The sequence below is a fragment of the Vibrio sp. V04_P4A5T148 genome, from assembly GCF_963875605.1.
Classification (GTDB): domain Bacteria; phylum Pseudomonadota; class Gammaproteobacteria; order Enterobacterales; family Vibrionaceae; genus Vibrio; species Vibrio anguillarum.
Genome location: NZ_CAWNMS010000061.1, coordinates 1 through 25,527 on the forward strand (window position 1 = coordinate 1; position 25,527 = coordinate 25,527).

Sequence of the window (25,527 nt, forward strand, 5' to 3'; positions counted from 1 at the left end):
CGTTAATGCGGTGTAGGAATAATCTTACAAGAGAATAAACCCATAAAATTAAAATGTGAGATGCATATCCGCACCAAAACATAATTTCGGTGCGGATATTATTAATGAGATGAAGTACGAATAATTTCAGCTAAACTTGATAAGCGTCGTTGATGCTCAGCGACATAAGGATTACTACTATCCCAAGCATATCCTGCAAGAATAGAGCAAATCATCTGCTTTATTCTTGAGTTGGGCGTTTGGTAAAAAATCACCTCTTGTAACATGCCGTTGTACCAACCTTCCACATAAGTGCGGAACGTATCCACTCCGACCATTAATGGCTGAGAATACTCTTGCTGCCAATCTACACTTTCTTTTTTTAGTTGGCGTACAACACAAGACACCGCTAACTGAGCCGATTTCATGGCTATCGTTACACCTGATGAAAACACCGGGTCTAAAAATTCACCAGCATTGCCTAATAACGCATAATTTACCGTGGCCAACTGCTTAACATTTGCAGAATAGCCGCCTAGCTCACCAGCAGGATTAGGGTATTCGGACTTCGAAAGCAGTTCCGCCAGCTCAGGCATTTCATTCACCAATTGCTGGATCGCCGCAATTTTATCACTTGGATAGCCGTCAAAAAACGACGGTTCACCGACAACACCTAATGAACATGTGCCGTTAGAAAAAGGAATGAGCCAGTACCATACGTCAGGATTACGCGGATGGACGGAGATCAGTATCTTGTTTCGGTCGTAGTCTGGTTGTTCAGGGGAGATATGATCAATGATATGGGTAAAGATGGCTTTTCTCGGAGGTAAACACGATGGCTCTTCCAAATCGAGTAACTTAGGCAATACTCGGCCAAAGCCACTGGCATCCAGCACGAAGTCGGCTTCAATTTGATACGTTATACCGTGTTGATCCGTCACCAATAATTGTGATTTATTCTCTTCAAATTCGATATTCGTCAGTTGATGTTGATAACGAATTTCAACCCCTTGCTTAACAGCAGAATCCGCTAATACTTTATCAAATTGACTGCGCTGTACCTGAAAAGTGGTTCCCGGCCCATTCGAATATTTGTCGGTAAAATCAAACTGAGCGTATACACCATTTTTTCGAAAGGCTGCACCATTTTTATATTGAAAACCCGCACGCATAACATCAGGCAACATTCCCGCCGCTTCTATCACTTCCATACAAGCAGGTAATAAGCTTTCGCCAATAGAAAAGCGTGGGAAAAGTGCTTTTTCAATAACCAACACGCGTATGTTTTGTGCATGGAGTAATGCCGCGGCAGTCGAACCCGAAGGGCCCGCACCAATGATAACAACTTGAGTTATCTCTTTATTCATGAATTGACTCGCATCGATTTTAATTAAGCTTGGGCTTTTAGCTCTAACAAGGTGTGGCCAAGGCCAATATTGTCGGTTCGTTTGATCACCTGTAATCCTGCTGCTTGAACGATTTCTAAGAAATCTTCGCTGCGATAGAAGCGACTATTACCATTTGCAAGGCAGGTAAAATACAAAGAGGTGGCATTGAGGCTATAAGAAGCCGCATCGTACTTCTGTGAATCCCAGAACAGTTCCAAAATATAAACCGTCGAATATGCAGAAAGATTGGCGCGAACGCGTTTTAAAATACTCAAAATTTCCATTGGCGAAAAACAGTCTAAAAACTGGCTCATCCACCACACGTCCGCATTTTTTGGTAACGGTTGTTCTTTATCGAGCATGTTGGCTGGAAAAGGATGAATACGCTGCGTAAAACCTTGTTGCTGCGCGTTAGCCATCGCCATTTCCAACTGTTGTGGCAGATCCACAATCGTCACTTCAACGTCTGAATCATAGTGACAACATTGCAGTGCCCATTTACCCGTATTGCCACCAATATCGACCAAATGTTTCGGTTTTTTACGAAACACTTCTTTCAGCAAAATAGGAAAAGAACGATCGGAATAGAAGTGATCGAATTTGAACCAACTGTCTTTAGCTTGCTGGGGCAAACGCGATAAACCTTGGTAGATGGTATCCCAATCGCCGAGTTCTTTCAGACCAGCAGGCTTGCCTTCGGTGATCGATTCGGTTAAGTGCATCATGGCGGCATAACAAACGTCTGCCGTGAAATCCATATTGGCTTGCGTCATCCCATCATGCAGCAAAAAAATGCCTAGATTAGCCAACGAATAATTCGGTTTATCCCATAAAACAATGTGGGCACTGATGGCCATATCGAGCAATACTTTAACGCCATACTCTGACACGCTCGTTTCTTGAGCAATTTGTTCCGCATTTAAACCTTTTTCGCCAGCATTATCTAATGCAGCCAGTATGCCTAAGTCACGTAATGTGCGCGCCGTATGAAAAACGATGGGGGCAAAAGATAATTTTTGAGCTTCGGTTTTTGCCTCTAAAGCGTTATAAGGATCTATTTTTTGATTTAACACATTAAAACCTAACTTTAATTTGTGAACAATATCCAAACACTTAATCTAAGTTCGACTCAATTCTTAAAAATCAATATTTAAGTCAAGGATACAAACGTTTATAGTTGCGAAGAATAATCTTGTGCCATAGTATTTAACCCTATCAAAAACAATGCAATATCTTATGTCAAATCAACAGCAAATAATCACGTTAAATATTGATACTTGGGTTGCAAATTCTGCAGGCTTATCTCACCCTTCTGATTGGCAAAATTGGGCAAGAGAAGAGATTTGGCCTGACGATAATACGCTCAACACAGACCATATTCCTCCTATGATGCGCCGCAGAATGAGTAGTTTGAGCAAATTAGCCGTGCAGACTGCACTGACTGCTATAGAATCACAACATATTGATTACATGGTATTTTCATGTCGTCATGGCGAGCTTCATCGTAGCGTTGAAATCGTGAAGTCGATATTGATTGGCGAAGAAGCCTCACCAATGGCGTTTTCACAATCTGTTCATAATACAGCGGCAGGCCTAGCAACCATCGCTTCAAAACAACCGATCCCGTTAACCTCGATTGCAGCAGCACAAAACACATTTCAAAGTGCCATATTAGAAGCTTGGCTCTATCTAAATGAGCACCCTAGTCACAAAGTGCTGTTGGTTGATTTTGATGAGCCATTACCTAGCGACTACCAACAATACGAAGAGTGGCAGTTTCAAGGCTATGCCTTAGGGTTAACCCTGTCTCACGGTTCAGATTTTACGCTCTCTATGCAGATGTCTGATACCAAGCCACAACAGCCTCAAGCATTGTCGTTTCTTCACCACTATTTGTCAGAAAAATCTGAATGGATCATTGAAGGCTCGCAAAGCGCTTGGAAATGGCAACGAAAATGTTAGAGTTCAACCGCTACTGGCGTATTGCTGCTACAGGTTTTTGTTTTTTTATATTTGGTTTAGGCGGATTAACGCTGAGTTTTATTATTATCCCACTGATTGCATTATTTTCATCGCAAACAGATCGTCGAGAATATAAAGTTCAAAAATCAATCCAAAACTCATTCAATATATTTTGTAAGTTGATGAAATTAACAGGTGCCATCGACTATAAAATAACCAACGCAGAACTATTAAAACAGGATAAAAGCTGCCTTATTATCGCCAATCATCCAAGCTTAATTGATTATGTTCTCATTGCATCACAACTTCATCAGTGCGATTGCTTGGTTAAATCAGCTATCTGGGCCAATCCTTTTATGAAACGGATTGTTCAAGCCGCAGGTTATATCCCCAATGAAACACCTGATGATTTGTTAAATGTGTGCGAGGAACGCATGAGCCGCGGAAACGTATTATTGATTTTCCCTGAAGGCACGCGAACCACACCCGGTGTTAAACCCAAATTGCAGCGCGGTGCGGCGCAAATCGCAATCCGAACTCAAAGAGACTTACGCATCGTACATATTACCGTTTCTCCGAGTTTTCTCACAAAAGAGCAAAAGTGGTACCAAGTTCCTAAAACCAAACCCTTTTTCCATGTGGAGATAAAGGGTAAAGTTGTCGTCACACCTTTTATTGAAGGTGCTGATAACCCCACCACTGCAGCACGACGTTTAAATCGCCACCTTGCAGAGGTGATTTTCCCCCAAAACAATAACCAGAAATGACAAAACTATTGAAGTTATCAACCCAAATAACGTCAGTTGCAGCGAAGCGGAAAGTGAGTAAGTCCCCCATCCGTATAGATAACGATATGATTGGGGTGAGCGAACGTAGCCAACACCGCTGCAACTTTAAGTGGGGAAGTATATATCAAGGTTTTGTTCAAAACGGCTAGAACATTATATAAGTAGGTTGAAGTGGAAATACTACACACAGAAATAAAACAGCTCATTATCGACGCACTAAATCTTGAAGATATCTCAGTTAACGATATCGAAACTGACGCACCACTTTTTGGCGATGGGTTAGGTTTAGATTCTATCGATGCTTTAGAGCTCGGTTTGGCCATTAAAAAGAAGTATAATATCGTCATTGACGCTGATGACTCCAATACTCGCCAACACTTTGCATCAGTGGCAAACTTAGCAAATTATATTTCATCTCAAACTAGCCACTAATAAATAGATAGCGTTATGACAGAAGTAAACCAACAACAAGTATTTGATCAAGTTAAAGAAGCTCTCGTTGAACTATTTGAAATTGATGAAGCCGATATTCAACCAGACGCTCACCTTTATCAAGATCTCGATCTCGACAGTATTGATGCTGTAGATCTTGTCGTTCACTTACAAAAAGTGACTGGCAAAAAAATCAAGCCTGAAGAGTTTAAAACCGTTCGCACCGTCAATGATGTGGTGGAATCGGTTATTGAACTTGTTAAGGAAAGCTAATGCGGCGATTGCTGACGATTTTGTCTGCAATCGTCCTGCTTACCTACCCACTCGCGGTCTACTTCGGGATTAATCAGTTTGGTCTGCAAGCTATAGGGGGCTTCTTAGCCGCTATTTTTGCTTTAAGAATTCTTTCTGGTTGGCAAGCCAAGCTTCAAGAACTGAAGCAACTGGCTTGGCTTAGTGGGTTCGTTGGTATCACTTTGGTGACTTTGGGGATGCTCTTTCAGCAGCATGGTTGGCTACTGTTTTACCCTGTTGTGGTTAATGTATGTCTTTTGGCTCTTTTTGCCTTGAGCCTAACGCAACCGCAAACAGTGATTGAACGGCTGGCGAGGCTGCAAGAGCCTGAACTTCCTCAAAGTGGCATTGAGTACACACGCACGGTCACTAAAGTGTGGTGCCTCTACTTCATCATGAATGGAGCCATCGCACTTTATACCTGCTTCCAATCTATCGAGATCTGGACGTTGTATAACGGATTGATCAGTTATCTCCTTGCTGGCAGCCTCTTTGTAACGGAATGGCTAGTAAGACAAAGGATTCGCAAAGGCTAGGTACGCTATGACTTTCGGCAACCCCGATTTTTGCTCGCTTGCAACGTTACTCTCCTCACCAAGAAACGATTCGCATTGTGTTGCTTTTGACCTCAATAACACCATTAACTGGGCAAACTTTGTCGCCGATGTCAGCCAACTAAGCCGGCAATTAGCGTCGCGAAATGAACATCATATTGCACTGTGTGCTGGCGATAGCTATCGGTTCTCCGTCGGTTTTTTCGCCGTCTGTTACACGCAAAAATCATTAATTCTGCCCGGTAATTATCAACCTGCGGCACTGGCAGAACTGAGCCAACACTTTGAGTTGTTGCTGTGTGATGAGGCAATAACAATACCCAATTCTACGCCAACTCTCTCTCTTAACCATTTAGCGCTACCCAACGACATGCGCGATGAAGCCGTTTGTTTTGCACCACTTTCATTAGAGACACAAACCGTGACGCTGTTTACGTCAGGCTCCAGCGGTCAGCCTAAGGCTATCATCAAAACACTGCGGCAGCTTGGAGCTGAAATTGCCATTTTAGAGCAGCTTTGGGGCGAACAGCTCATTGGTGCAAAAGTGGAAAGTACGGTTTCTCATCAACATATTTATGGGCTGCTATTTCGTGTGTTATGGCCACTGTGTGCAGGGCGAGCATTTGCCCGCCATAACTTGGAATTTCCAGAACAAGTGACCGCACATGCGCATCCGGACACTGTGCTGATCAGTAGTCCTGCGCTATTGAAACGCTTATCACAAGAGCACCAGCCAAGCCCACTGCGCACACTGTTTTCTTCCGGTGGCCCACTTCCCTACTCTGCTTCTTGTCACGCAAAAAACCTGTTTGGGCAACGACCTATCGAAGTGTATGGCAGTACGGAAACTGGCGGCATCGCTTTTCGGCAACAGCACAGTGCAACACAGCAATGGCAGCTTTTTCCTACTGTTGAAGCAAGACTTAACAGCGAGAACTGCTTAGCCTTGCGCTCTGCACACATTGATCCGAATCATTGGTATCAAACAGCCGATGAATGTGAGTTTTCCGACCAACGGCACTTTACCTTGAAAGGTCGCACCGATCGCATCATCAAAATCGAAGAAAAACGGATCTCACTGGTTGAAGTGGAACAGCGTATTGAACAACTGCCGTGGATCAGTGAAACAGCCGTGTTACCACAGCAAGACGGTGAACGTTTGATCTTAATCTCAGCGATTGTACTGTCAGCCTGCGGCACTGAAAAATTAGCTCAACTTGGAAAGGGGAAGTTCTGGCTGTTGCTGCGTTCTGAACTGCGTCAATGGTTAGAACCTATTGCTGTACCTCGACGCTTTAGAGTGGTAAAAGAGATCCCACTCAATAGCCAAGGTAAGCGCCTTGTTGCTGAACTAGAAACACTATTCCAACCATAAAAATAACGAAGCCCAATAGATTATGGCCAAAAGAACACCCACATTATTATGTGCTGACACTCAGCCTCACACAGTGAATTTGACGCTGCGCGTTGACGCCGACATTATTGATTTTTCAGGACACTTTGCACATTTTCCATTGCTGCCAGGCGTTACCCAAATCGATTGGGCACTGCGCTATGCACGAGAATACTTATCTGTACCCACAAGCTTTCAAGGTATGGAAGTGATCAAATTCCAAGAACCTATCTTGCCAGACATGACCGTTCAACTGGCATTAGGTTGGGATGAGGAAAAACAGAAACTCGCGTTTAGTTATAGTTCACAGCGTGAGGGTTTAAACATCATTCACTCATCAGGAAAAATGAAGTTGGGTGAAATCTGTGGCTGATTATCAAGCTTGTTTTTTAATTCCATGCTACAACCACGGCAGCACAGTAGCAGAAGTGGTCTCATCACTCAGCGCATTTGAACTTCCCATTTTACTGGTTGATGATGGCAGTAATCAGCAAACAAAACAGACGTTGAGCAACGTCGCTCAGCAAACACATGTTCACCTAATTACCCTAGAACAAAACCAAGGAAAAGGTGGCGCGGTAATGGCTGGCATTCGCCAAGCGCAGCAGTTGGGGTTTAGCCACGTCATCCAAATTGATGCCGATGGCCAACATGATTTACAAGCGCTGCCTAAATTACTGGCCGCGTCAAAGCAACATCCAAACCACCTAATTTCTGGTCAGCCGATTTACGATGACAGCGTACCCAAAGCGCGTTTATATGGCCGTTACGCAACGCATATTTGGGTTTGGATTGAAACGCTATCCTTTACGATCAAAGACAGTATGTGTGGTTTTCGCGCGTATCCTGTAGACCTCACCGTTGAGGTGCTCAATAACCATAAGATCGGCACGCGCATGGATTTCGACATCGAAATCTTAGTTCGCATGTATTGGCACGGGGTCGATATCGATTTTGTGGAAACTCGCGTCATTTATCCTGAAGGAGGCGTCTCTCATTTCGATGCACTATGGGATAACGTCAAAATCAGTTGGATGCACAGCAAACTATTTTTTGGCATGTTACCGCGTATTCCTCAACTGCTGAAACGCAACCAAAGCAGGCACAACAAAAGTGGCGCAGAGCCAAACCAGCACTGGTCAAAGCGTCAAGAACGAGGAACGGTTCTGGGTATTAAAGCGTTACTGGCGGTATATAGCCTACTCGGGCGACCGATTTTTAACCTGATGCTGAAACTTGTAATGAGCTATTACTACCTTACCGGAAAACAAGCTCGCCAAGCCTCTGAACAGTATTTACAGCACTTACAAAGCTACGCAAACCGTCGCCAAATCACGCTGCCAAATCATCTCTCTAGCTATAACCATCTGCTCTCTTTTGGCCACACTATGCTGGATAAATTGGCGGCATGGAAAGGCGATTTTTCGGTAAAAAATTTGACCATTCATGGTCAAGAATCGTTCCAAACTTTAGCAGAACGAAAACAAGGTGTGCTTCTTTTAGGATCTCACCTTGGAAATATTGAACTGTGCCGCGCTCTGGGACGTCGGCATTCTCATATTAAGATCAATGCGTTAGTCTTCACCGAGCACGCCGAACGCTTCAATGCGGTAATGAAAGCGATCAATCCCAACTCAGAACTGAACCTCATTCAAGTGAGCCGTTTGGGCCCCGATACTGCTATTTTGCTTCAACAGAAAATAGAGCAGGGAGAATGGGTGGTGATCGTCGGAGATAGAACGTCCACCAGCAAAGAGACCCGAGCCGTATGGGCCGATTTTTTAGGCCAACCCGCGCCGTTTCCACAAGGCCCTTTTATGTTGGCCTCGGTGTTGAAAGCTCCCGTCTACCTTTTGTTTGGCTTAAGAGACGAACGTTCTAAAACTCCACATTTTAACGTCTATTTCGAGCACTTTAGCGACAACATAGATTTACCGAGAAAAGAGCGACAAGTGGCGCTAGCGCAGGTAGTACAACGCTACGCTGATCGGCTGGAACATTACACACTGCAAGCTCCACTGCAGTGGTATAACTTTTTCAACTTTTGGACTCTAAGTAAACAGCAGCATGATGATTCAGACAGATAACCGCATAACTTTTGGCGTCGATCGCCTCACCATTGAAGATGTTGTCGCGATTTCGCAAGGCGCGCAGGCCAACCTCAATTCTTCAGCGGAATTCACCGCTAAAATTGATCGCGGCGTCGCTTTTCTAGAACGACTTTTAAAAGAAGAAGGCGTGATTTACGGCGTAACCACCGGCTATGGTGATTCATGCACCGTTGCCATTCCACCGAATCTAGTAGACCAATTACCACTGCATTTGACTCGCTTTCACGGCTGTGGCTTAGGCGAGGTATTAAGCCATCAGCAATCTCGCGCAGTATTAGCAACACGCTTGTGTTCACTAGCGCAAGGTGTCTCTGGTGTGAGCCATGAACTGCTTAACCAAATCATCACCTTGATCAACCACGATATCGCCCCTCGTATTCCACAAGAAGGTTCGGTCGGGGCAAGCGGCGATTTAACGCCACTCTCCTACCTCGCGGCCACACTGATTGGTGAGCGCGACGTGCTTTATAAAGGTGAGATGCGCCCAACTCAAGATGTGTTTCACGAACTGGGTATTCGCCCGATCAAGCTAAAACCAAAAGAGGGATTAGCGCTGATGAACGGCACATCAGTCATGACTGCTTTGGCCTGTTTAGCCTATAAACGCGCCGAGTATTTAACTCAACTCTGCACCAAAATTACCGCCATGGTGTCTGTCGGTATTCAGGGTAACGACTTCCATTTTGATGCCGCACTATTTGCCGTCAAGCCGCATCCTGGTCAGCAACAAATCGCAGCATGGCTACGCGATGACTTACAAGCAGAGCGCCCACCTCGCAACAGTGATCGCCTGCAAGATCGCTATTCATTGCGCTGCGCACCCCATGTGATTGGCACCGTACAAGATGCACTGCCGTGGCTACGTCAACTGATTGAAAATGAGCTCAACAGTGCCAACGACAACCCCATCATCGATGGCGATAATGAACGCGTACTGCACGGCGGTCATTTTTACGGCGGCCACATTGCCATGGCAATGGATACCTTAAAAACACAGGTTGCTAACCTAGCCGATTTGCTCGATCGCCAAATGGCGCAATTGATGGATTACAAATTCAACAACGGTTTGCCGTTTAACTTAACTGGCGCAGAAGGCGAAAGAAAACCGATCAACCACGGCTTTAAAGCCGTGCAGATTGGCATTTCAGCGTGGACGGCCGAAGCCTTGAAACATACCATGCCTGCCAGCGTTTTTTCACGTTCGACTGAGTGTCACAACCAAGACAAAGTCAGCATGGGAACCATTGCCGCGCGTGATTGTCTACGTGTGCTTGAACTGACAGAACAAGTGGCGGCCGCCTCGCTGTTAGCCGCGACCCAAGCAATAGAATTGCGCAAACGTCATCATGAGCTGGATGAGCAACACATGAGTCACAATATCAAGCAGATGCGCTTAGCCGTGTTACAAGAGTTTGATTTTGTGGTGGAAGATCGTCCGCTAGAACATGATTTGCGCCACTTTATTAGCCGCATTCAACAACGCCACTGGACACTTTACTAGGAAGCGCGATGAGCGATGTACTTCATCCATTGGAAAGTGAGGTGACTTTAGTCACCTCGTTTCAAGATGCCGACCCAATGGGCGTTATCTACCACGGCAATTATTTTCGTTTTTTTGAAGAAGCACGCCGCGTGCTGATGGAAAAAATTGATTACAGCTATCACGCGATGACTCAGTCGGGCTACCTATGGCCGGTGATTGATACCCACGTGAAGTACGTGAAAGCGATCCCGTTCAACCATACGATTCGTGTCAAAGCGACCTTGACAGAATGGGAAAATCGCTTGCGTGTTGACTACATGATTTTTGATAGCCAGACCGGGCAACGAATGTGTAAAGCACACACCACTCAAGTAGCGGTTCGCATCGACACCCAAGAGATGTGTTTCGCTTCCCCAACGCTATTTACCGACAAAGTGCAGCACTGGCATACCTACGGGAAATTATGATGCGCCGTTTTCTATGGCTAACTTTAGCCCTATTTTCGCCCCTACTCTGGGCACAGGTGACCGACCTCGCCTCACTGCAAGCGCAGTTGGCGAAACACCAGATCGTACGCGGAGAGTTTACTCAACTCCGCCATATTGAGATGTTCGAACAACCACTGTCGTCAGCCGGGAAATTCTTGCTCGATAAACAAAATGGCTTACTTTGGCAACAAAACTCACCATTTCCAGTTAATTTGGTGCTAACTCAAGACAAGCTTCGCCAAACTTTTGCTAACCAACCACCACAGGTGATTACCGAAAAAGAGAACCCAATGGCGTTTTATTTCAGCCATCTCTTTTTGTCGGTATTTCATGGTGACACGCAGCAATTGAATGAACAATTTACGATGACGCTGCACAGCGAAGATGGCCAGTGGCAGTTAAATTTAACGCCGAGAAATGCGCCACTGAGCTCGGTGTTTACCTCGATAACATTAACGGGGCGAGATGACATTGATGGTTTGATCCTGCAAGAAGTACGAGGCGACAAAACCGAGATTCAGTTTACTAACCAAAACCACCAGCCAGAGCGTTTAACCCATGCTGAGCAAGCACAGTTTAACTTCTAAATCGAACCGGCTGGCATTGTTCTGGTTGGCTTTTGTGACCCTTTGTCTTGGCTTACTACTCAAGCAGTGGGTCTTTTCGGCGGCTTCACCGATCGAGACGGATATCCTTAAGCTACTGCCGGTCAATCAGCAAAGTGTGCTCGCCGAGCAAGCGTTTGAAAAAGTCACTACCAGTATGAGCGATAAGGTGGTCTTTATTGTCACTGCGCCCAATGAGGCTGACCGGCTCAAATCCGTTACAGCGCTAGAAAGCGAGCTCAAGCAGAGTGGCTATTTCAAGGATGTGGTTGGGAAAATCGATGCCACTCAACAGAGCGCTTGGGCCAGTTACTACTTTCAACATCGAGCACAACTGCTCACCAGCGAGCAACGCAATCAGCTCAGTCAACATCCCGAACAACAAGTGCAAACGGTAGTGCAAGCCCTATATAACCCTTTTTCTGGGGTAACAGGGCAAGAGCTCAGTCACGACCCTTTTCTGCTATTTCGCGACTACTTAGCGCAACTTAGCCAGCTATCGTCTCATTTTCGTTTGCAAGATGGATACTTAACCCGCGAGTATCAAGGCCAAAAATACGTGCTGATCACCGCGCAGCTCAACGACTCACCATACAGTTTCAAAGCACAACAAGTGGTGCCCGATATTGCTCAATGGCAACAACGCATCAAGCAACAATTTAGTGCGGACATTTATCACACTGGTGTTTTATTTTACGCCGATTTTGGTACTCAAAGTGCCAAGTCAGAAATCAGCACCATTGGCCTTTTCTCATTACTCGGCATTGTGCTGTTGGTGATGCTGGTTTTTCGCAGTGCCATGCCTTTACTGTTGGCACTGCTCTCGGTATCCGTTGGATTAGTGGTTGCCATGGTGATCACCACCGCGTTTTTTGGTCAGATCCATCTGTTTAGCTTAGTGTTTGGGGCCAGCCTGATTGGCGTTTCAATCGACTACGCCTTTCACTACCTGACCGATCGTCTTGCCGCAAATGAACACTGGGACAGCGTGCAAGGACTAAAGCATATTCTGACCGCCATTACCTTAGGGTTAATCACCAGTTTAATTGGCTATCTCGGTCTACTGGTCGCCCCTTTCCCCGGCTTACAACAGTTAGCGCTATTTTCCGCCTTAGGGCTCGTTGCCGCTTACGCGACGGTCGTGGCTTGGTATCCGATTTTGGCCAAAAAACCAAGTTCATCGAGAACGCTTCCCGGCATCACTTATTGGTCCTTATGGTTTGCGCTTTGGCAAAAGCCATGGGTTAAATGGGGCCTACCCACGGCGTTATTGATCATCAGCAGTCTTGCTCTGACGCAAGTGCACTACAACGATGACATTCGACAATTACAAGCCATGCCTAGCGACTTGAAACAGCAAGAGCTGCAAATCAGCGCCTTGACTGGTATTCAATCATCACAGCAAATGTTGGTCGTCAGTGCCAACGATGATGAAGCATTAATACAGCAGTTAGAAAAATTAGATACGCAATTTTCACAATGGCAACAACAAGGCGTACTTTCTGGCTACCAAAGTTTAAGCCAAAACATCAGCTCGCTTAAGCGTCAGCAAGAAAACTACGCACTGGTTGAAGCACTGTACGCAAACCAAGGCGCAGCACTGGCTCACACGCTGAAACTATCTTCAACTCCTAAACTGGAAGCGTCATTTTTGCCCATGACACTGGCGCATTATTTAGCCCATGATGTTTCCCAGCCGCTGCGCTTTCTTTATTTAGGTGAAGTTGAGCAAAAAGTGGCGGCGGTAGTGCTGTTGAAAGAGGTTCACCAAGCAGCCGTAATTAAGCAGTTTGCGGCGCAAAACAGCGACTACGCCTATTTGAATAAAACCGAAGAGATCTCAACCCTGTTTGGACAGTATCGCCTTAAAGTGATGGAGTTAATTGCGCTGGCTCTTACCTTGATCAGCGCTCTCACTATTTGGCGCTACGGCGTGAAACACAGCATTCGCATTATGTTACCTTCGCTGATTGCTTGCATCGCTGGGTTAGCCGTCACCGTCGCAACAGGCTCTACGCTCAATTTATTCAATCTATTAGCGCTGGTATTAGTGATAGGTATCGGTATTGATTACACGCTCTTTTTTGCCGAACAAGCCCGCAGTCACAGTACCTTGCTTGCCATAACCCTTTCGGCACTAACGACTTTGCTCTCGTTTGGTCTGCTTGCTCTTAGCCAAACTCACGCCATCCACAGTTTTGGTTTGACGGTACTGAGCGGCATTTTCGTGGCTTGGTTGCTTTCACCAATGGCGATCAAATCACAACCTGCCGCCATGAAAGCGCATGAGGAAAAACTATGATGATGAGAATACGCCGTGCGCTGCCCTTGCTGTTACTGGTGTTGTCTGGCTGCTCTTTAGTGCCAAACCAAGCCTCCACGCAGGTAGAAATTAGCCCCAACACATTCGTTACTCTGCCCAAACCTGCGCAACTTGGGTACCAAGTCACGGCAAGTCAGTTGATCAGCGCCCATTGGCAAGATGATAACGGCCAGCATAATCAACAGCTTCCGGTCCAGTTGCAGGTCACCGATGACAAGATTGTGCTGGCAGGGTTTTCATCTTGGGGAACGAGGATTTTATCGCTCAATTATCAGCAAGATACTATTGAGACCAGTGTACTCAATGGCTTGGAAAACACCTTGCCGAAGCCCGAACAGATACTCTTTAACCTGATGATCACGCTCTGGCCGCGAAATACTTGGGAAGCCCCGTTAAATAAGGTAAAGTGGCAAATCATTGATGATGAGAATAGACGAACACTCATCAATGAACTGGGTGAAACAGTGATTGTTATTGATTATCAACATCCCTTCGCGATGAAGGGCGATATTCGCTTCCACAATCAATTATTGAATTACACCATTACGATTAAAACACTCAGTGCCCAGCACCCTTTGCCGCCCACACAACCGTAGATAGCTATCATGAACTCATCCACGACTTCTCCTATTGATTCTCGCTCACCTATTTATGTCCAAGACTGCGGTTTTCACTGCGCGATGGGGAGTGACTCGTCGCACATTCACCAAAGTTTAGCTCAGGGCTATTGCGATAACATGGTGGTTGACCGCACGTCACTCAATACTGGCACCCCAACCATTGTAGGCCGAGTGAGTGAGCCACTACCAGAAATCCCAGCGCATCTAAGTGCGTTCAATACGCGTAACAACCAACTTGCTCTTTCTGCACTGCAACAGATCGAACCGAGCGTCCGCCACGCGATTGCCACCTATGGCGCAGATCGCATTGCAGTGGTGGTTGGCACGAGCACGTCCGGCATTGCTGATGGCGAAATCGCACTCACCCACAAGTTAGAGCAGGGCGAATTCCCAAGCGACTACCACTACTACAAACAGGAATTAGGCAATTGCAGTGATTTTATCGCGCGCTATTTTTCAATAAGCGGCCCCTGCTACGCCATTTCGACCGCCTGTTCGTCCAGTGGCCGCGTCTTTATCACCGCAAAAAGAATGCTTAATACAGGGCTAGTTGATGCGGTGATTGTCGGTGGTGCCGATACTTTGTGCCGCTTAACACTCAATGGTTTTAACGGTTTAGAGGCGCTGTCTCAACGTTTATGTAAACCGTTTGATGCACAGCGCGATGGCATCAACATTGGTGAATCTGCCGCTTTTATGCTGTTGGGTAAAACGCCGTCTCAGCAACACACTCATACTATTGCGCTATTGGGTGCAGGCGACAGCTCCGATGCTTACCATATTTCTGCGCCCCACCCAGATGGAAACGGTGCAGAACAGGCGATGCGTAACGCGCTGCAAGATGCCAAATTAACCGCCAGTGATATCGGCTATATCAACGCTCACGGCACCGCAACACCGCTCAATGACAGCATGGAAAGTAAAGCGATTTTCCGCGTTTTTGGCCAGCACGTTGCGGTGAGTTCAACCAAACCACTCACTGGACACACGCTCGGCGCGGCCAGTGCAACCGAAGCCGCCATTGCTTGGCATATACTGCAATACCAATTGCCTTTGCCCATTCAGCGCTGTGCTAACAAAGCGCCAGACATCGATATTACGCTAGTGGAAACCACTCAATATTTAGAAAACAAGGCCATTTTAAGCAACTCCTTTGCTTTTGGTGGCAACAATATTAGCCTCATTTTTGGTTACGTTAATGACAAAGCTTCCTGCAATTGATCAACTGCTGCCTCATCAAGCGCCGATGATTTTGATTGACCGCGCGCTTGAGGTACAGAGCGAATCTATCCACTGCCAAGTGGATATTGAATCGCACCACCTGTTTTTTGACCCGGCGACACAAAGCATACCGGCCTATGTCGGTATCGAGTTTATGGCACAAGCCATTGCCGCGTGGTCTGGGTATCACTCACTTGTCCAAGGCATTCAACCGCCGATTGGCTTTCTGCTCGGCAGTCGCCGTTATCGAGCGCTGTGCGATGCATTCCTGAAAGGGCAAACGCTCGATATCTACGCTGAACAGCTAATGCAAGACAATGGCATGGCTGTGTTTAAGACAAGAATCGAGCACCAACACCAGCTTTTGGCCGAATGCCAATTAAATGTGTATGTGCCATCAGAACAAAAATTAGAAGAAATGAAAATGAGGAGTCAAGCATGACCCGACACGTATTAGTGACTGGTGCGAGTAAAGGCATAGGCAAAGCGATTGCGATTGCGCTCGCCAAAGATGGTTTTGCCATTGCCGTCCATTACATGGGCGACCAGCAAGGTGCCCTGCAAACACTAGCGACCATCGAGCAAAACGGTGGTTCAGGCCGACTGATTCAATTTGACATCAGCAACCGAGCTCAGTGTCGCGAAGTATTAGAAGCCGATATTGCTCTACATGGCGCTTATTACGGCGTGGTCAATAACGCGGGCATTACTCGTGACACAGCGTTTCCTGCCATGACAGAACAAGAATGGGATGGTGTAATTCACACCAATTTAGACAGCTTTTATAACGTCCTCCACCCTTGTGTGATGCCAATGGTGCAAAAACGCCAAGGTGGGCGCATTGTGACTTTAGCATCGGTGTCGGGCATCACAGGCAACCGGGGCCAAACCAATTACAGCGCCGCCAAAGCTGGCGTGATTGGCGCGACCAAATCGCTCGCGCTTGAACTGGCTAAGCGCAAAATCACCGTCAACTGCGTTGCTCCGGGTTTAATCGATACAGGCATGGTGGATGAGCACGTCAAAGAGCACGCACTGCCACAAGTTCCTTTACGCCGCATGGGTGAACCCGAAGAAGTCGCAGGCCTTGTGAGCTATTTAATGTCTGATATTGCCGCTTATGTTACTCGCCAAGTTATCTCGGTTAATGGAGGCTTAGTATGACCCGCCGCGTTGTCGTTACAGGCATGTCCGGCGTGACTGCTTTTGGTAATGACTGGGCCAGTATTGAGCCAAAACTCAGAGCTTGTGAAAATGCCACTCAATATATGCCTTCCTATGAGCAGTATGAGGGTTTAAACACTAAACTCGCCGCGCCAATAATGGGCTTTACACTGCCTAGCCACTACAAACGTAAACAAGTCCGAGGTATGGGCCGCGTTTCACAACTGGCGACCGTTGCCACCGAAAATGCGCTGCTGCAAGCGGGCTTAATTGGTCATGAAGTGCTGACGAACGGCCAAACCGGTATCGCTTATGGTTCATCAACAGGCAGTACCGATGCCATCGGTGCGTTTGGTGTCATGCTCAACGAAAAAACCACTCGGGCCATTACCGCCACCACTTATGTGCAGATGATGCCTCACACTGCCGCGGTGAACGTAGGCCTATTTTTCGGGCTCAAAGGCCGCGTCATCCCAACCAGTAGCGCCTGCACGTCTGGTAGCCAAGCCATCGGTTACGCGTACGAAGCGATCAAACACGGCTACCAAACCGTAATGGTGGCGGGCGGTGGTGAAGAGCTCTGCCCTACCGAATCGGCCGTATTTGATACCTTATTTGCCACTAGCCTCAAAAACGACCAGCCCAAAACCACCCCACGCCCGTATGATACTCAGCGTGATGGTTTAGTAATTGGTGAAGGCGCAGGAACTTTAGTGCTTGAAGAGTATGAACACGCCATAGCACGCGGTGCCGTCATTCACGCAGAAATCATCGGTTTTGCCAGCAACTGCGATGCCGCCCATGTCACTCAACCACAAATGGACACCATGCAAATCTGCATGGAGATGGCGCTGCGTGATGCCAAGTTAAGTGCAGATAAAATTGACTATGTTTCGGCTCACGGCACGGCGACCGACCGGGGTGATATAGCCGAAAGTCACGCCACCGCAAACGCGTTGGGTAAAGTGCCGATCAGCTCGTTGAAAAGTTATTTTGGTCACACATTGGGCGCATGTGGCGCGGTTGAAGCTTGGTTAGGTTTAGAAATGATGCGCAGCGGTTGGTTTAATCCAACCCTTAATCTAGATAACATCGACCCGCAATGTGGCGATCTTGATTACATTACAGGCACAGGGCGTGAGCTGGATGTGCAATACCTAATGAGCAATAACTTTGCTTTTGGTGGCATCAACACCTCGATTATTTTTAAGAAATTCAGCGAATAATCCCATAAAAAGCCGTTGCCCACACAACGGCTTTTTTTACGAGTTTATTTATCCGGCATTTGCCTCTTAAATATTGGTCGCCTGCCAAATACTTGCCAGCAATCAGCCAATACCTTTCGCAAGCACTTCAAGGATTTGCGGTCTGAAAATAAAAAACACCGCGCCGAGCAAACAGAGCCCTGCCCACACAAAATCAAGCCTGAAAGGCTCTTTCATGTAGATCAATGCAAAAGGCACAAATACCGATAAGGTGATCACTTCTTGCAATATTTTCAATTGGCCAAGGTTTAATACCGTATAGCCAATCCGGTTAGCGGGTACTTGGAAGAGATATTCAAACAGGGCAATTCCCCAACTGACCAACGCTGCAATAATCCACGGTTTGTGGCTGAGATCTTTTAAGTGAGCGTACCAAGCAAAGGTCATAAATACGTTGCTGATCAACAAAAGCCCAATAGTCATCACGACGGGAGGAAGGGTGAACATTAAGACAAACTCCAAAATAATCAAACACGAACTGGACTCACAAACGAGCGGAGTCTGCGCTCAACGTTTCCCTTCGTCAATATTCTTTATCCGTGCCGCTTACCCATACATATATGGCTAATGCAGCCAAGATAACCGTTGACTGAATTGGCTTGTGTTTCAAAGTTTTTAGGGAGGAAGCTTACGGGTAGATTATACCAGTGAATTCTCGATACATTTTCTTATGACTATTTCTATAACACTTCAGAAAAAGCCAATAAAGGTACTCGAATTGATACCGCATTTAACGCTATGTTATGAATCATTCTATCTGTAGCCGTACAACAATCTCCAATAATGGAGACTTTATATTTTTCCGCTTTCTTTGATATTGCCGTATGCGTAACGCAATTCTGAGTCATCATTCCACAGATCAGCAACTCATCAACATCGAGCTTTTCTAGTGATTTTTCTAGATTAGTTTGATGAAAACCATCAGCGTGCTGTTTATAGATAATTTCAGCATCAGGGCATATTGACATTATTTCAGAGTGAATTCTCATACCGTCACTTCCTTCTTCAAAGAAAGGTGCCATTCCTTGAGGTGCAGAAGATATATGTTGAATAAGGAATACAGGAACATGCTGTGCGTTGGCTTTAGCAATGAGCTGTTTAATGTTGCTCAGGGTCTTATCTGTATTCCACAAAGGAAATTTTCCGTCAGGGAAATAGTCGTTTTGTATATCAATTACAAGCAATGCTTTTTTACCCATTTTCAAATCCTGTTTTTTAAGTTTTGGCTCAGAAAAATTATGAGTAACTTGCTGCATTATTTTTAGAGGTTAAAATGACATAAAAGAGGTTAAAAACGACAAACTCAGAGATAGGCATGATAAAAATAACCATTGGAATTTGCGAGTATCCTTCAGTATTGAAGTCAGCTGTTTACGGTCTTGAAGAGATGTTTTTGCTTGCAAACAAAATTTGCAATCAACAAGACATTGAGGTTTTATTTGAACCAGTATTGATTCCGCATACTGATCTGATAACAGAGAGCTTAAATGTTATTGTGTTGCCGCCAGCTTCAAGAGGTGATTACTACTTAGCCCCTGAGGGGGCATTTGCCAATTGGCTTAAAGAGCATTATTCAAAAGGTGCTGTTCTATCATCTGCTTGTGCAGGAGTATTCATTCTCGCTGCAACAGATTTAATTGATACAAGAGAGGTAACTACCCATTGGGCGTTAGCAGAAACATTTGCCAAAATGTTTCCTAGTATTACGCTTAATAGCAATAAGATATTGATTAATCAAGGTGATATAGTAACGGCTGGCGGGATGATGTCGTGGCTAGATCTAGGGTTTGAGTTGATCGCCAAATATGCATCTCCAAGAGTTGTGCGTCAACTTGGTAAAACGCTGGTTATCGACACTGCACAGAGAGCGCAGAGTTACTACCAACAATTCAATCCTTCGTTCTATCATGGTGATATGGCGATTGTTTCGGTCCAACAAATAATGCATCAGAGTTATGCTGAATCGTTGTCTATAAAGCAGTTAGCAAAGCAAGCAAACCTTACCGAACGTACGATGCAACGAAGATTTTTAAAGGCTACAGGTTATAACCCTAATCAGTATTTGCAGCGTCTTAGAATACAGAGTGCGTGTAACTACTTGGAAAGCACACAACATTCATTTGAGTGGATAGGAAATCAGGTTGGTTACGAGGATATCAGCGCGTGTCGAAAGGCCTTCATTAATATTGTGGGATTAACACCGCGAGAGTTTAGAAAACGATTTTCTTGATTTTGTCTGAATCAAAAATTCCCAAAAATAATTTATCAGCCCCAATAATCATATTCTCCACGCTATCAATGCACACAATGCCACCTCCCTATCTAAAAGGTGGAGGAACTCGATGATCCTAATCAGCAATTAGCGTAAATCAACGCGAAAGTGTCAACAGCCCTTGTAACAACAGCTTCAATTTCATTTTTGCTTGGTGCTGCAATAACGCCAAGTTCATACGGCTCTAACAACTCAGCTTCAAGCAACACTTTCAGCTGTCTTGCCGCTATCCACTCATCACATTCACGCAATTTCCCTTGTTCGATGTAAGAGCGCAGAAAGTGACTCACTTCTAGCCATCCTTTACGTGGGCCATTGTGATAAAAATAACGGCCAACATCTGAATGTTCTGCTTCTGAAAGGGCCATTTTGCGAATTGCGGTGAGATCAGCCGACAAAATTGACTTGAGATAGTGGTAACCAAATGTGCCCAATGTCTCTTTGAGTGGTTTATTTGTCGATAGGGTTTGGAACGCGGTCGCTCGCAACTCGGCAGCGGTGGATTCCATTACGGCAAGGAAAATTTCCTCTTTAGAGCTGAAATAGTTATACAGCGTCGCTTTTGAACCACCGACGGTCTTCGCTATACCAGACATAGAGGTTCGGGTAAATCCTTGCTTTATAAATTCTTCTCTTGCCACATCGATAATAGCCTGTCGACGTTCTTCGCTTTTAACTCGCATAACTACCACTACTTCCTAATTTGTAGCTTTTGATTTTCCCTTGACAGCGAAACCTTGTCAAGTATATAACTGTACTGTACAGTTTAGTTATAAGGAAAATACATTGAAAATTCATCGCCGTGCACACTTCACCCTTGGAGGGCGGCCTATTCATCTGCGAGTGTTCTCGATACTTAATGTCGTTTTACTCTCAGCCTGTTCTGCTCCCTCTTATCTTGCTGATCCTTCTCAAGATTTAGCAACACACTTTCAATATGCACAGGCGCTAAATGAGCTAAAAGCGATTGATTGGCCAAGCGATCACTGGTGGCAACGCTATGACGACGTACAACTCAATGCATTAGTAAATGAAGCCTTGCGCAGTTCACCTGATATGCAAGTAGCGCAAGCACGCTTGAAATATGCGCAAGGTATGGCGCAGCAAGCGGGCGCGTTGAATAAACCCAATGTGGGTATGGCCGCTTCTGCGTCTGAAAGCAAAGTCAGCTACGCCTACCAAGCGTATATGCCCCCCGAAAATTGGAATGATTATGGTTCTGTCGGCTTAGATTTTTCTTACGATTTTGATTTTTGGGGCAAAAATAAGGCGCTCATTGAATCCGCTCAGTTCGATTATGCGGCCGCTCAAGCACAGCAAAGAGCCGCAGCGCTGATTCTCTCCACTTCCGTGGTTAATCACTACATTGAGCTTGCGCGTTTATACGCCAATCAAGACACCGCAGCTGCAGCACTAGACATCAAACATCACACGTTAGATCTACTGACAAAACGTTATGATAATGGTCTTGAAACACAAGTGGCCGTCAGCCAAGCACGTTCAACCGCCGCTTTAGTCGAAGCCGATCTACTGAGTATTCAAGAAGCAATTGCGCTACAAAAAAACGCGATTGCGGCGTTACTTGGCAATGGGCCGGACCGTGGATGGTCACTATCAAGACCTGCTTTGGTATTCTCAACCGCGATCGGTATTCCCGATGACTTAGCGCTAGGATTACTCGGCCACCGCGCTGATATTTCCATCGCACGTTGGCATGCTCAGGCGGCGGCGAATCGCATCGACTATGCCAAAGCACAATTTTATCCCGACATCAAATTGTCTGCGTTTATCGGCTACCAATCATTTGGGTTAAACAGCTTATTCAACAGTGGCAATGATGCCGGCAATGTTGGTGCCGCGATTTATCTTCCTCTGTTTTCGGGTGGACGCCTTGAAGGCCAATTGACCGTTGCAGAATCACACTATGAAGAAGCCGTCGCCTTGTACAACGCCACACTGATCCAAGCACTGCAAGAAGTCGCCAACGCCATCACCAGCAACCAAAAACTCAGTGCACGTATCGCTAAAATGCAAGAAGCGGTTGATGCCGCCAGCGTGGCTTACCAAACCTCTCGCCATCGCTACAGTGGCGGCTTATCAACTTACCTTGATGTCCTGACAGCCGAAAATGCATTGATCAACAGCCAACAAGCCTTGGTCAATTTGGAATCACGCTCTTTTAGTTTAGATGTCGCACTTATCCATGCTTTGGGTGGTGGTTACCACTCTACCCCACTTTAATTTCCATAGGTCTATTCATGAACACGACACACGCACCATCTGATCACGCGCATCAAGCGCGCCGTAATCGAATTACAGGTTTTGCCGCCTTAGCCATTGTTATCCTTATCGCAGCCCTTGGTTGCACTGCTTATTGGTATTTCATTGCCTCACGCTATGTCACTACCGACAATGCTTATGCCTCAGTAGAAATTGCAGAAGTGACACCAGCCGTCAGCGGGATTGTGACCCGAGTTGACGTAGTGGACACCCAATGGGTAAATGCAGGGGATGTGCTAGTAACGCTTGACGACACCGACGCACGTTTAGCGCTGATACAAGCAGAGGCAGATCTGGCTTTGGCAAAACGCCGAGTCGAAAGTTACATTGCCAATGATGAAGGTTTGAATGCCCTAGTGCGAGCGCGCATGGCCGATGAAAACCGGACTAAAGCCCAATTAGCCGTAGCACAAGCTAATTTTGAACGTGCTAAATTGGACTTATCTCGCCGTCAAGACCTAGTAAAATCAGGCTCAGTGTCTGGTGAAGAACTCTCGAACGCCCAAACGTCTTTTACTCAAGCCCAAGCCAATTTAAATGCAGCGAAGGCCGCGGCGAATCAATCGGTAGCGACTCGGCTTTCGACCATTGGTAACCAAAAAGCCAACGCGGCGTTGATCCAAGGCACATCGGTGGAAACCAACCCCGAAGTTCTACTCGCTAACGCGCGTTATCAGCAAGCACAAGTCGATTTAGCCCGTACCGTCATCCATGCGCCCATTGCTGGTGTTGTGGCAAAGCGTCAAGTTCAAGTGGGTAGAAAAGTGCCCGTTGGCGCTCCACTGCTCACCATTGTTCCTATCGACCAGATCCATGTTGATGCCAATTTCAAAGAAGGTGAACTGCGTGATTTGCAGATTGGCCAAACCGTCACTGTGACATCAGATCTGCATGGTGATGATGTGCGCTATCACGGTTTAGTTACGGGAATTTCTGGTGGTACGGGCTCTGCATTTTCGATGATCCCAGCTCAAAATGCCACTGGCAACTGGATAAAAGTCGTGCAACGCCTCCCCGTTCGTATCGAGTTAGATCCTCGCGATCTGCATGACCACCCACTGCAAGTTGGCCTCTCAATGACAGTGACTATCGATACTTTGTCACAAGAAGACGTGAGTTACCTCACTCGTGCTCGCTACGATATTCGCGGCGATCAAGGTTAAGGTGTCAAGATGACTCAAGCATCCGAAGGCATCAAGCCACTGACTGGTAGTGCCCTCTTTTTTGGAACCTTGTGCCTTGCGATGGCTAATTTTTTAGCCATCTTAGACACCACTATTGCGAACGTTTCGGTTTCAAGTATTGCGGGTAGCCTTGGCACTTCCACCAGCCAAGGAACGTATGTCATTACCTCTTATGCGGTAGCAGAAGCGATTTCGGTGCCTTTAACGGGTTGGTTAGCCTCTCGTTTTGGCGCAATCAGAGTGTTTGTTACCTGCTTTATCCTATTCGGCGTTTTTTCACTGCTGTGCGGATTTGCCACCAACATGTCAACCTTAGTGATGTTTCGGGTCTTTCTCGGTTTGGCTGGCGGGCCGTTGATGCCTCTGTCGCAAACACTGATGATGCGTATCTTCCCGAAAAACAAAGGTCATGTAGCCATTGGTATTTGGAGTATGACCACCTTAGTGGCTCCGATCATGGGCCCAATATTGGGAGGAGTGCTATGTGACCAACTCAGTTGGCCTTACATCTTTTTTTGCAAAGTGCCGTTTGCCATTATTGCTGGGATCGTTTGCTGGCGCATTTTGCGTAAATTTGAAACTAAAACCAGTAAAACACCCGTTGATGTTATTGGCATAATCCTCTTGGTTATTTGGGTTGGTGCGCTGCAAATCATGCTCGATGAAGGTAAGGATCATGATTGGTTTGAATCAACACGCATCGTGAGTTTAGCGGTTGTGGCTGCGATTGGTTTTGTCTCTTTCCTCATTTGGGAGTTGACAGAACGTAATCCAATTGTCGCGCTGAAGGTGTTCCGCCATCGAGGCTATAGCACCAGTATGGTCACACTCTCATTAGCCTTTGGCGCGTTCTTTTCCATCTCGGTTATCACACCTTTGTGGTTACAAATTTACATGGGTTACACCGCCACAATGTCGGGCTATGCAACAGCCGTGATGGGAATATTAGCGGTCTTTCTTGCGCCATTGATCGCCAACTTGTCGAGTAAATACGACCCTCGTCCGTTTGTCTTTTGTGGCGTGTTGTGGTTGGGTTTATGGACCTTCATTCGAAGTTACGCCAACTTGGATATGACGTTTAGCCAAGTCAGTTGGCCCATTTTCTTCCAAGGGATTGGTATGCCCTTGTTCTTTGTACCGCTCACCGCCATTGCCTTAGGGAGTGTCAAAGAGAATGAGATAGAATCGGCGGCAGGTTTAATGAACTTCATTCGAACATTATCCGGTGCATTTGCCACTTCGATGATCAATACCGCTTGGGAGCGAGATACCCGCTATGTCCACTCGGAATTGTCGGGGCTCACCGATCAACATGGTGTGGCAACCCAAGCCATGCAATCCAGTGGAATGAGCTTAGATCAAGTACGTAATGCGATTGATTGGATCGTACAAAAGCAAAGTGTAATGGTGGCAACTAACCAGCTCTTTATGACGATTGCGACCATTTTTATCCTTGCGGCTTGCTTTATTTGGCTGGCTCCCAAACCCAAACACGCGGTTGACACCTCTTCGGTACACTGATTGGTACCTCCGCCCGATAAGTACACTGCTTCTTATCGGGCTTTTTTACGTCATAAAAGATTTTCTCTTTCTCTGTAGATAAAGCAAAAATACTTATCTGCTTTAAGCGGAATCTAAGATATTTTCACCTTTGTTCAATCACCACAAACAAAAAAACACCAGATTAAAACCGGTGGACACAAAAACTTACTCCACCGTTT

General features: G+C 46.1%; 26 protein-coding genes. 21 read left to right on the top strand and 5 right to left on the bottom strand.

Translation table 11 applies throughout. The features are described from left to right. Positions 1-101: 101 nt before the first annotated feature. Complete coding sequence (locus AACT18_RS13105) at positions 102-1,346, bottom strand: NAD(P)/FAD-dependent oxidoreductase (RefSeq protein ID WP_013856491.1); 1,245 nt, start codon at positions 1,344-1,346, stop codon at positions 102-104. Between the two features lie 23 nt (positions 1,347-1,369). Beyond that, a complete protein-coding gene (locus AACT18_RS13110) occupies positions 1,370-2,476 on the bottom strand; it encodes a class I SAM-dependent methyltransferase (protein WP_013856490.1) in 1,107 nt (368 codons plus the stop codon). Positions 2,477-2,591: 115 nt separating this feature from the next. Between AACT18_RS13110 and AACT18_RS13115 the strand changes: the two genes are divergently transcribed. The 17 genes from AACT18_RS13115 (at position 2,592) to AACT18_RS13195 (ending at position 18,031) form a co-directional block, all read left to right on the top strand. Further along, positions 2,592-3,329: a beta-ketoacyl synthase chain length factor gene (locus AACT18_RS13115; protein ID WP_064625603.1), complete on the top strand. Its 738-nt coding sequence runs from the start codon at positions 2,592-2,594 to the stop codon at positions 3,327-3,329. After that, positions 3,323-4,096, top strand: a complete 774-nt coding sequence (locus tag AACT18_RS13120) for a lysophospholipid acyltransferase family protein (RefSeq protein WP_029189783.1) — start codon at positions 3,323-3,325, stop codon at positions 4,094-4,096. The genes AACT18_RS13115 and AACT18_RS13120 overlap by 7 nt, the downstream gene beginning before the upstream one ends. Positions 4,097-4,288: 192 nt before the next feature. Next, entirely contained in the window at positions 4,289-4,549 is a 261-nt protein-coding gene (locus AACT18_RS13125) for a phosphopantetheine-binding protein (RefSeq protein ID WP_019282451.1), read from the top strand. A 15-nt stretch (positions 4,550-4,564) separates the two neighbouring features. Then, entirely contained in the window at positions 4,565-4,822 is a 258-nt protein-coding gene (locus AACT18_RS13130; RefSeq protein WP_013856486.1) for an acyl carrier protein, read from the top strand. Further along, positions 4,822-5,379, top strand: a complete 558-nt coding sequence (locus tag AACT18_RS13135) for a hypothetical protein (protein ID WP_017045147.1) — start codon at positions 4,822-4,824, stop codon at positions 5,377-5,379. Before AACT18_RS13130 ends, AACT18_RS13135 begins: the two co-directional genes overlap by 1 nt. 7 nt (positions 5,380-5,386) lie before the next feature. After that, a complete protein-coding gene (locus AACT18_RS13140; RefSeq protein ID WP_094125452.1) occupies positions 5,387-6,772 on the top strand; it encodes an AMP-binding protein in 1,386 nt (461 codons plus the stop codon). A 22-nt stretch (positions 6,773-6,794) separates the two neighbouring features. After that, on the top strand, positions 6,795-7,163 hold the full coding sequence (locus tag AACT18_RS13145; protein ID WP_094125453.1) for an ApeI family dehydratase: 369 nt from the start codon (positions 6,795-6,797) through the stop codon (positions 7,161-7,163). Further along, a complete protein-coding gene (locus AACT18_RS13150) occupies positions 7,147-8,877 on the top strand; it encodes a glycosyltransferase family 2 protein (protein ID WP_094125454.1) in 1,731 nt (576 codons plus the stop codon). The genes AACT18_RS13145 and AACT18_RS13150 overlap by 17 nt, the downstream gene beginning before the upstream one ends. After that, the gene (locus tag AACT18_RS13155) at positions 8,858-10,402 is read left to right on the top strand and encodes an HAL/PAL/TAL family ammonia-lyase (RefSeq protein WP_094125455.1); all 1,545 of its coding nucleotides are present in this window, start codon (positions 8,858-8,860) and stop codon (positions 10,400-10,402) included. Before AACT18_RS13150 ends, AACT18_RS13155 begins: the two co-directional genes overlap by 20 nt. 8 nt (positions 10,403-10,410) lie before the next feature. Continuing rightward, on the top strand, positions 10,411-10,851 hold the full coding sequence (locus tag AACT18_RS13160; protein WP_017050416.1) for an acyl-CoA thioesterase: 441 nt from the start codon (positions 10,411-10,413) through the stop codon (positions 10,849-10,851). Beyond that, the gene (locus tag AACT18_RS13165) at positions 10,848-11,459 is read left to right on the top strand and encodes a LolA family protein (protein ID WP_017048106.1); all 612 of its coding nucleotides are present in this window, start codon (positions 10,848-10,850) and stop codon (positions 11,457-11,459) included. Before AACT18_RS13160 ends, AACT18_RS13165 begins: the two co-directional genes overlap by 4 nt. Beyond that, complete coding sequence (locus AACT18_RS13170) at positions 11,431-13,779, top strand: MMPL family transporter (RefSeq protein WP_094125456.1); 2,349 nt, start codon at positions 11,431-11,433, stop codon at positions 13,777-13,779. Before AACT18_RS13165 ends, AACT18_RS13170 begins: the two co-directional genes overlap by 29 nt. Further along, the gene (locus AACT18_RS13175) at positions 13,776-14,396 is read left to right on the top strand and encodes a DUF3261 domain-containing protein (RefSeq protein WP_094125457.1); all 621 of its coding nucleotides are present in this window, start codon (positions 13,776-13,778) and stop codon (positions 14,394-14,396) included. Before AACT18_RS13170 ends, AACT18_RS13175 begins: the two co-directional genes overlap by 4 nt. A 9-nt stretch (positions 14,397-14,405) precedes the next feature. Further along, complete coding sequence (locus AACT18_RS13180; RefSeq protein WP_094125458.1) at positions 14,406-15,641, top strand: beta-ketoacyl-[acyl-carrier-protein] synthase family protein; 1,236 nt, start codon at positions 14,406-14,408, stop codon at positions 15,639-15,641. Beyond that, positions 15,619-16,083: a hotdog family protein gene (locus AACT18_RS13185; protein ID WP_013856475.1), complete on the top strand. Its 465-nt coding sequence runs from the start codon at positions 15,619-15,621 to the stop codon at positions 16,081-16,083. Before AACT18_RS13180 ends, AACT18_RS13185 begins: the two co-directional genes overlap by 23 nt. Beyond that, the gene (locus tag AACT18_RS13190; protein WP_017045136.1) at positions 16,080-16,805 is read left to right on the top strand and encodes a 3-ketoacyl-ACP reductase FabG2; all 726 of its coding nucleotides are present in this window, start codon (positions 16,080-16,082) and stop codon (positions 16,803-16,805) included. Before AACT18_RS13185 ends, AACT18_RS13190 begins: the two co-directional genes overlap by 4 nt. Further along, positions 16,802-18,031, top strand: a complete 1,230-nt coding sequence (locus AACT18_RS13195; RefSeq protein WP_094125459.1) for a beta-ketoacyl-ACP synthase — start codon at positions 16,802-16,804, stop codon at positions 18,029-18,031. Before AACT18_RS13190 ends, AACT18_RS13195 begins: the two co-directional genes overlap by 4 nt. A gap of 102 nt (positions 18,032-18,133) precedes the next feature. On the opposite strand, the gene AACT18_RS13200 is transcribed toward AACT18_RS13195, so the two are convergent. Together AACT18_RS13200 and AACT18_RS13205 are read right to left on the bottom strand one after the other, a co-directional pair. Continuing rightward, positions 18,134-18,517 carry a DMT family protein gene (locus AACT18_RS13200; protein ID WP_047687919.1) on the bottom strand — a complete coding sequence of 128 codons (384 nt, stop codon included), beginning with the start codon at positions 18,515-18,517 and terminating at the stop codon, positions 18,134-18,136. Positions 18,518-18,750: 233 nt separating this feature from the next. Then, positions 18,751-19,269 (bottom strand): cysteine hydrolase family protein, encoded by a 519-nt coding sequence (locus tag AACT18_RS13205; protein ID WP_094125460.1) that lies wholly within the window; start codon positions 19,267-19,269, stop codon positions 18,751-18,753. Between the two features lie 116 nt (positions 19,270-19,385). On the opposite strand from AACT18_RS13205, the gene AACT18_RS13210 reads away from it, so the two are divergent. After that, positions 19,386-20,300 carry a GlxA family transcriptional regulator gene (locus AACT18_RS13210; protein ID WP_094125461.1) on the top strand — a complete coding sequence of 305 codons (915 nt, stop codon included), beginning with the start codon at positions 19,386-19,388 and terminating at the stop codon, positions 20,298-20,300. A 122-nt stretch (positions 20,301-20,422) separates the two neighbouring features. Here the strand turns inward: AACT18_RS13210 and AACT18_RS13215 are convergent, their stop codons facing one another. After that, complete coding sequence (locus AACT18_RS13215) at positions 20,423-21,025, bottom strand: TetR/AcrR family transcriptional regulator (protein ID WP_088732689.1); 603 nt, start codon at positions 21,023-21,025, stop codon at positions 20,423-20,425. Positions 21,026-21,134: 109 nt separating this feature from the next. Here AACT18_RS13215 and AACT18_RS13220 point away from each other — a divergent pair, with 109 nt between their 5' ends. Genes AACT18_RS13220 through AACT18_RS13230 form a run of 3 tightly spaced genes read left to right on the top strand, consistent with a single transcriptional unit; the run spans position 21,135 to position 25,327 of the window. After that, positions 21,135-22,583 carry an efflux transporter outer membrane subunit gene (locus AACT18_RS13220; protein ID WP_141138064.1) on the top strand — a complete coding sequence of 483 codons (1,449 nt, stop codon included), beginning with the start codon at positions 21,135-21,137 and terminating at the stop codon, positions 22,581-22,583. Between the two features lie 17 nt (positions 22,584-22,600). Then, positions 22,601-23,785, top strand: a complete 1,185-nt coding sequence (locus AACT18_RS13225; RefSeq protein WP_094125463.1) for an HlyD family secretion protein — start codon at positions 22,601-22,603, stop codon at positions 23,783-23,785. A 9-nt stretch (positions 23,786-23,794) separates the two neighbouring features. Then, positions 23,795-25,327, top strand: coding sequence for a DHA2 family efflux MFS transporter permease subunit (locus tag AACT18_RS13230; RefSeq protein WP_094125464.1), 1,533 nt, complete (start codon positions 23,795-23,797; stop codon positions 25,325-25,327). Positions 25,328-25,527 lie beyond the last annotated feature (200 nt).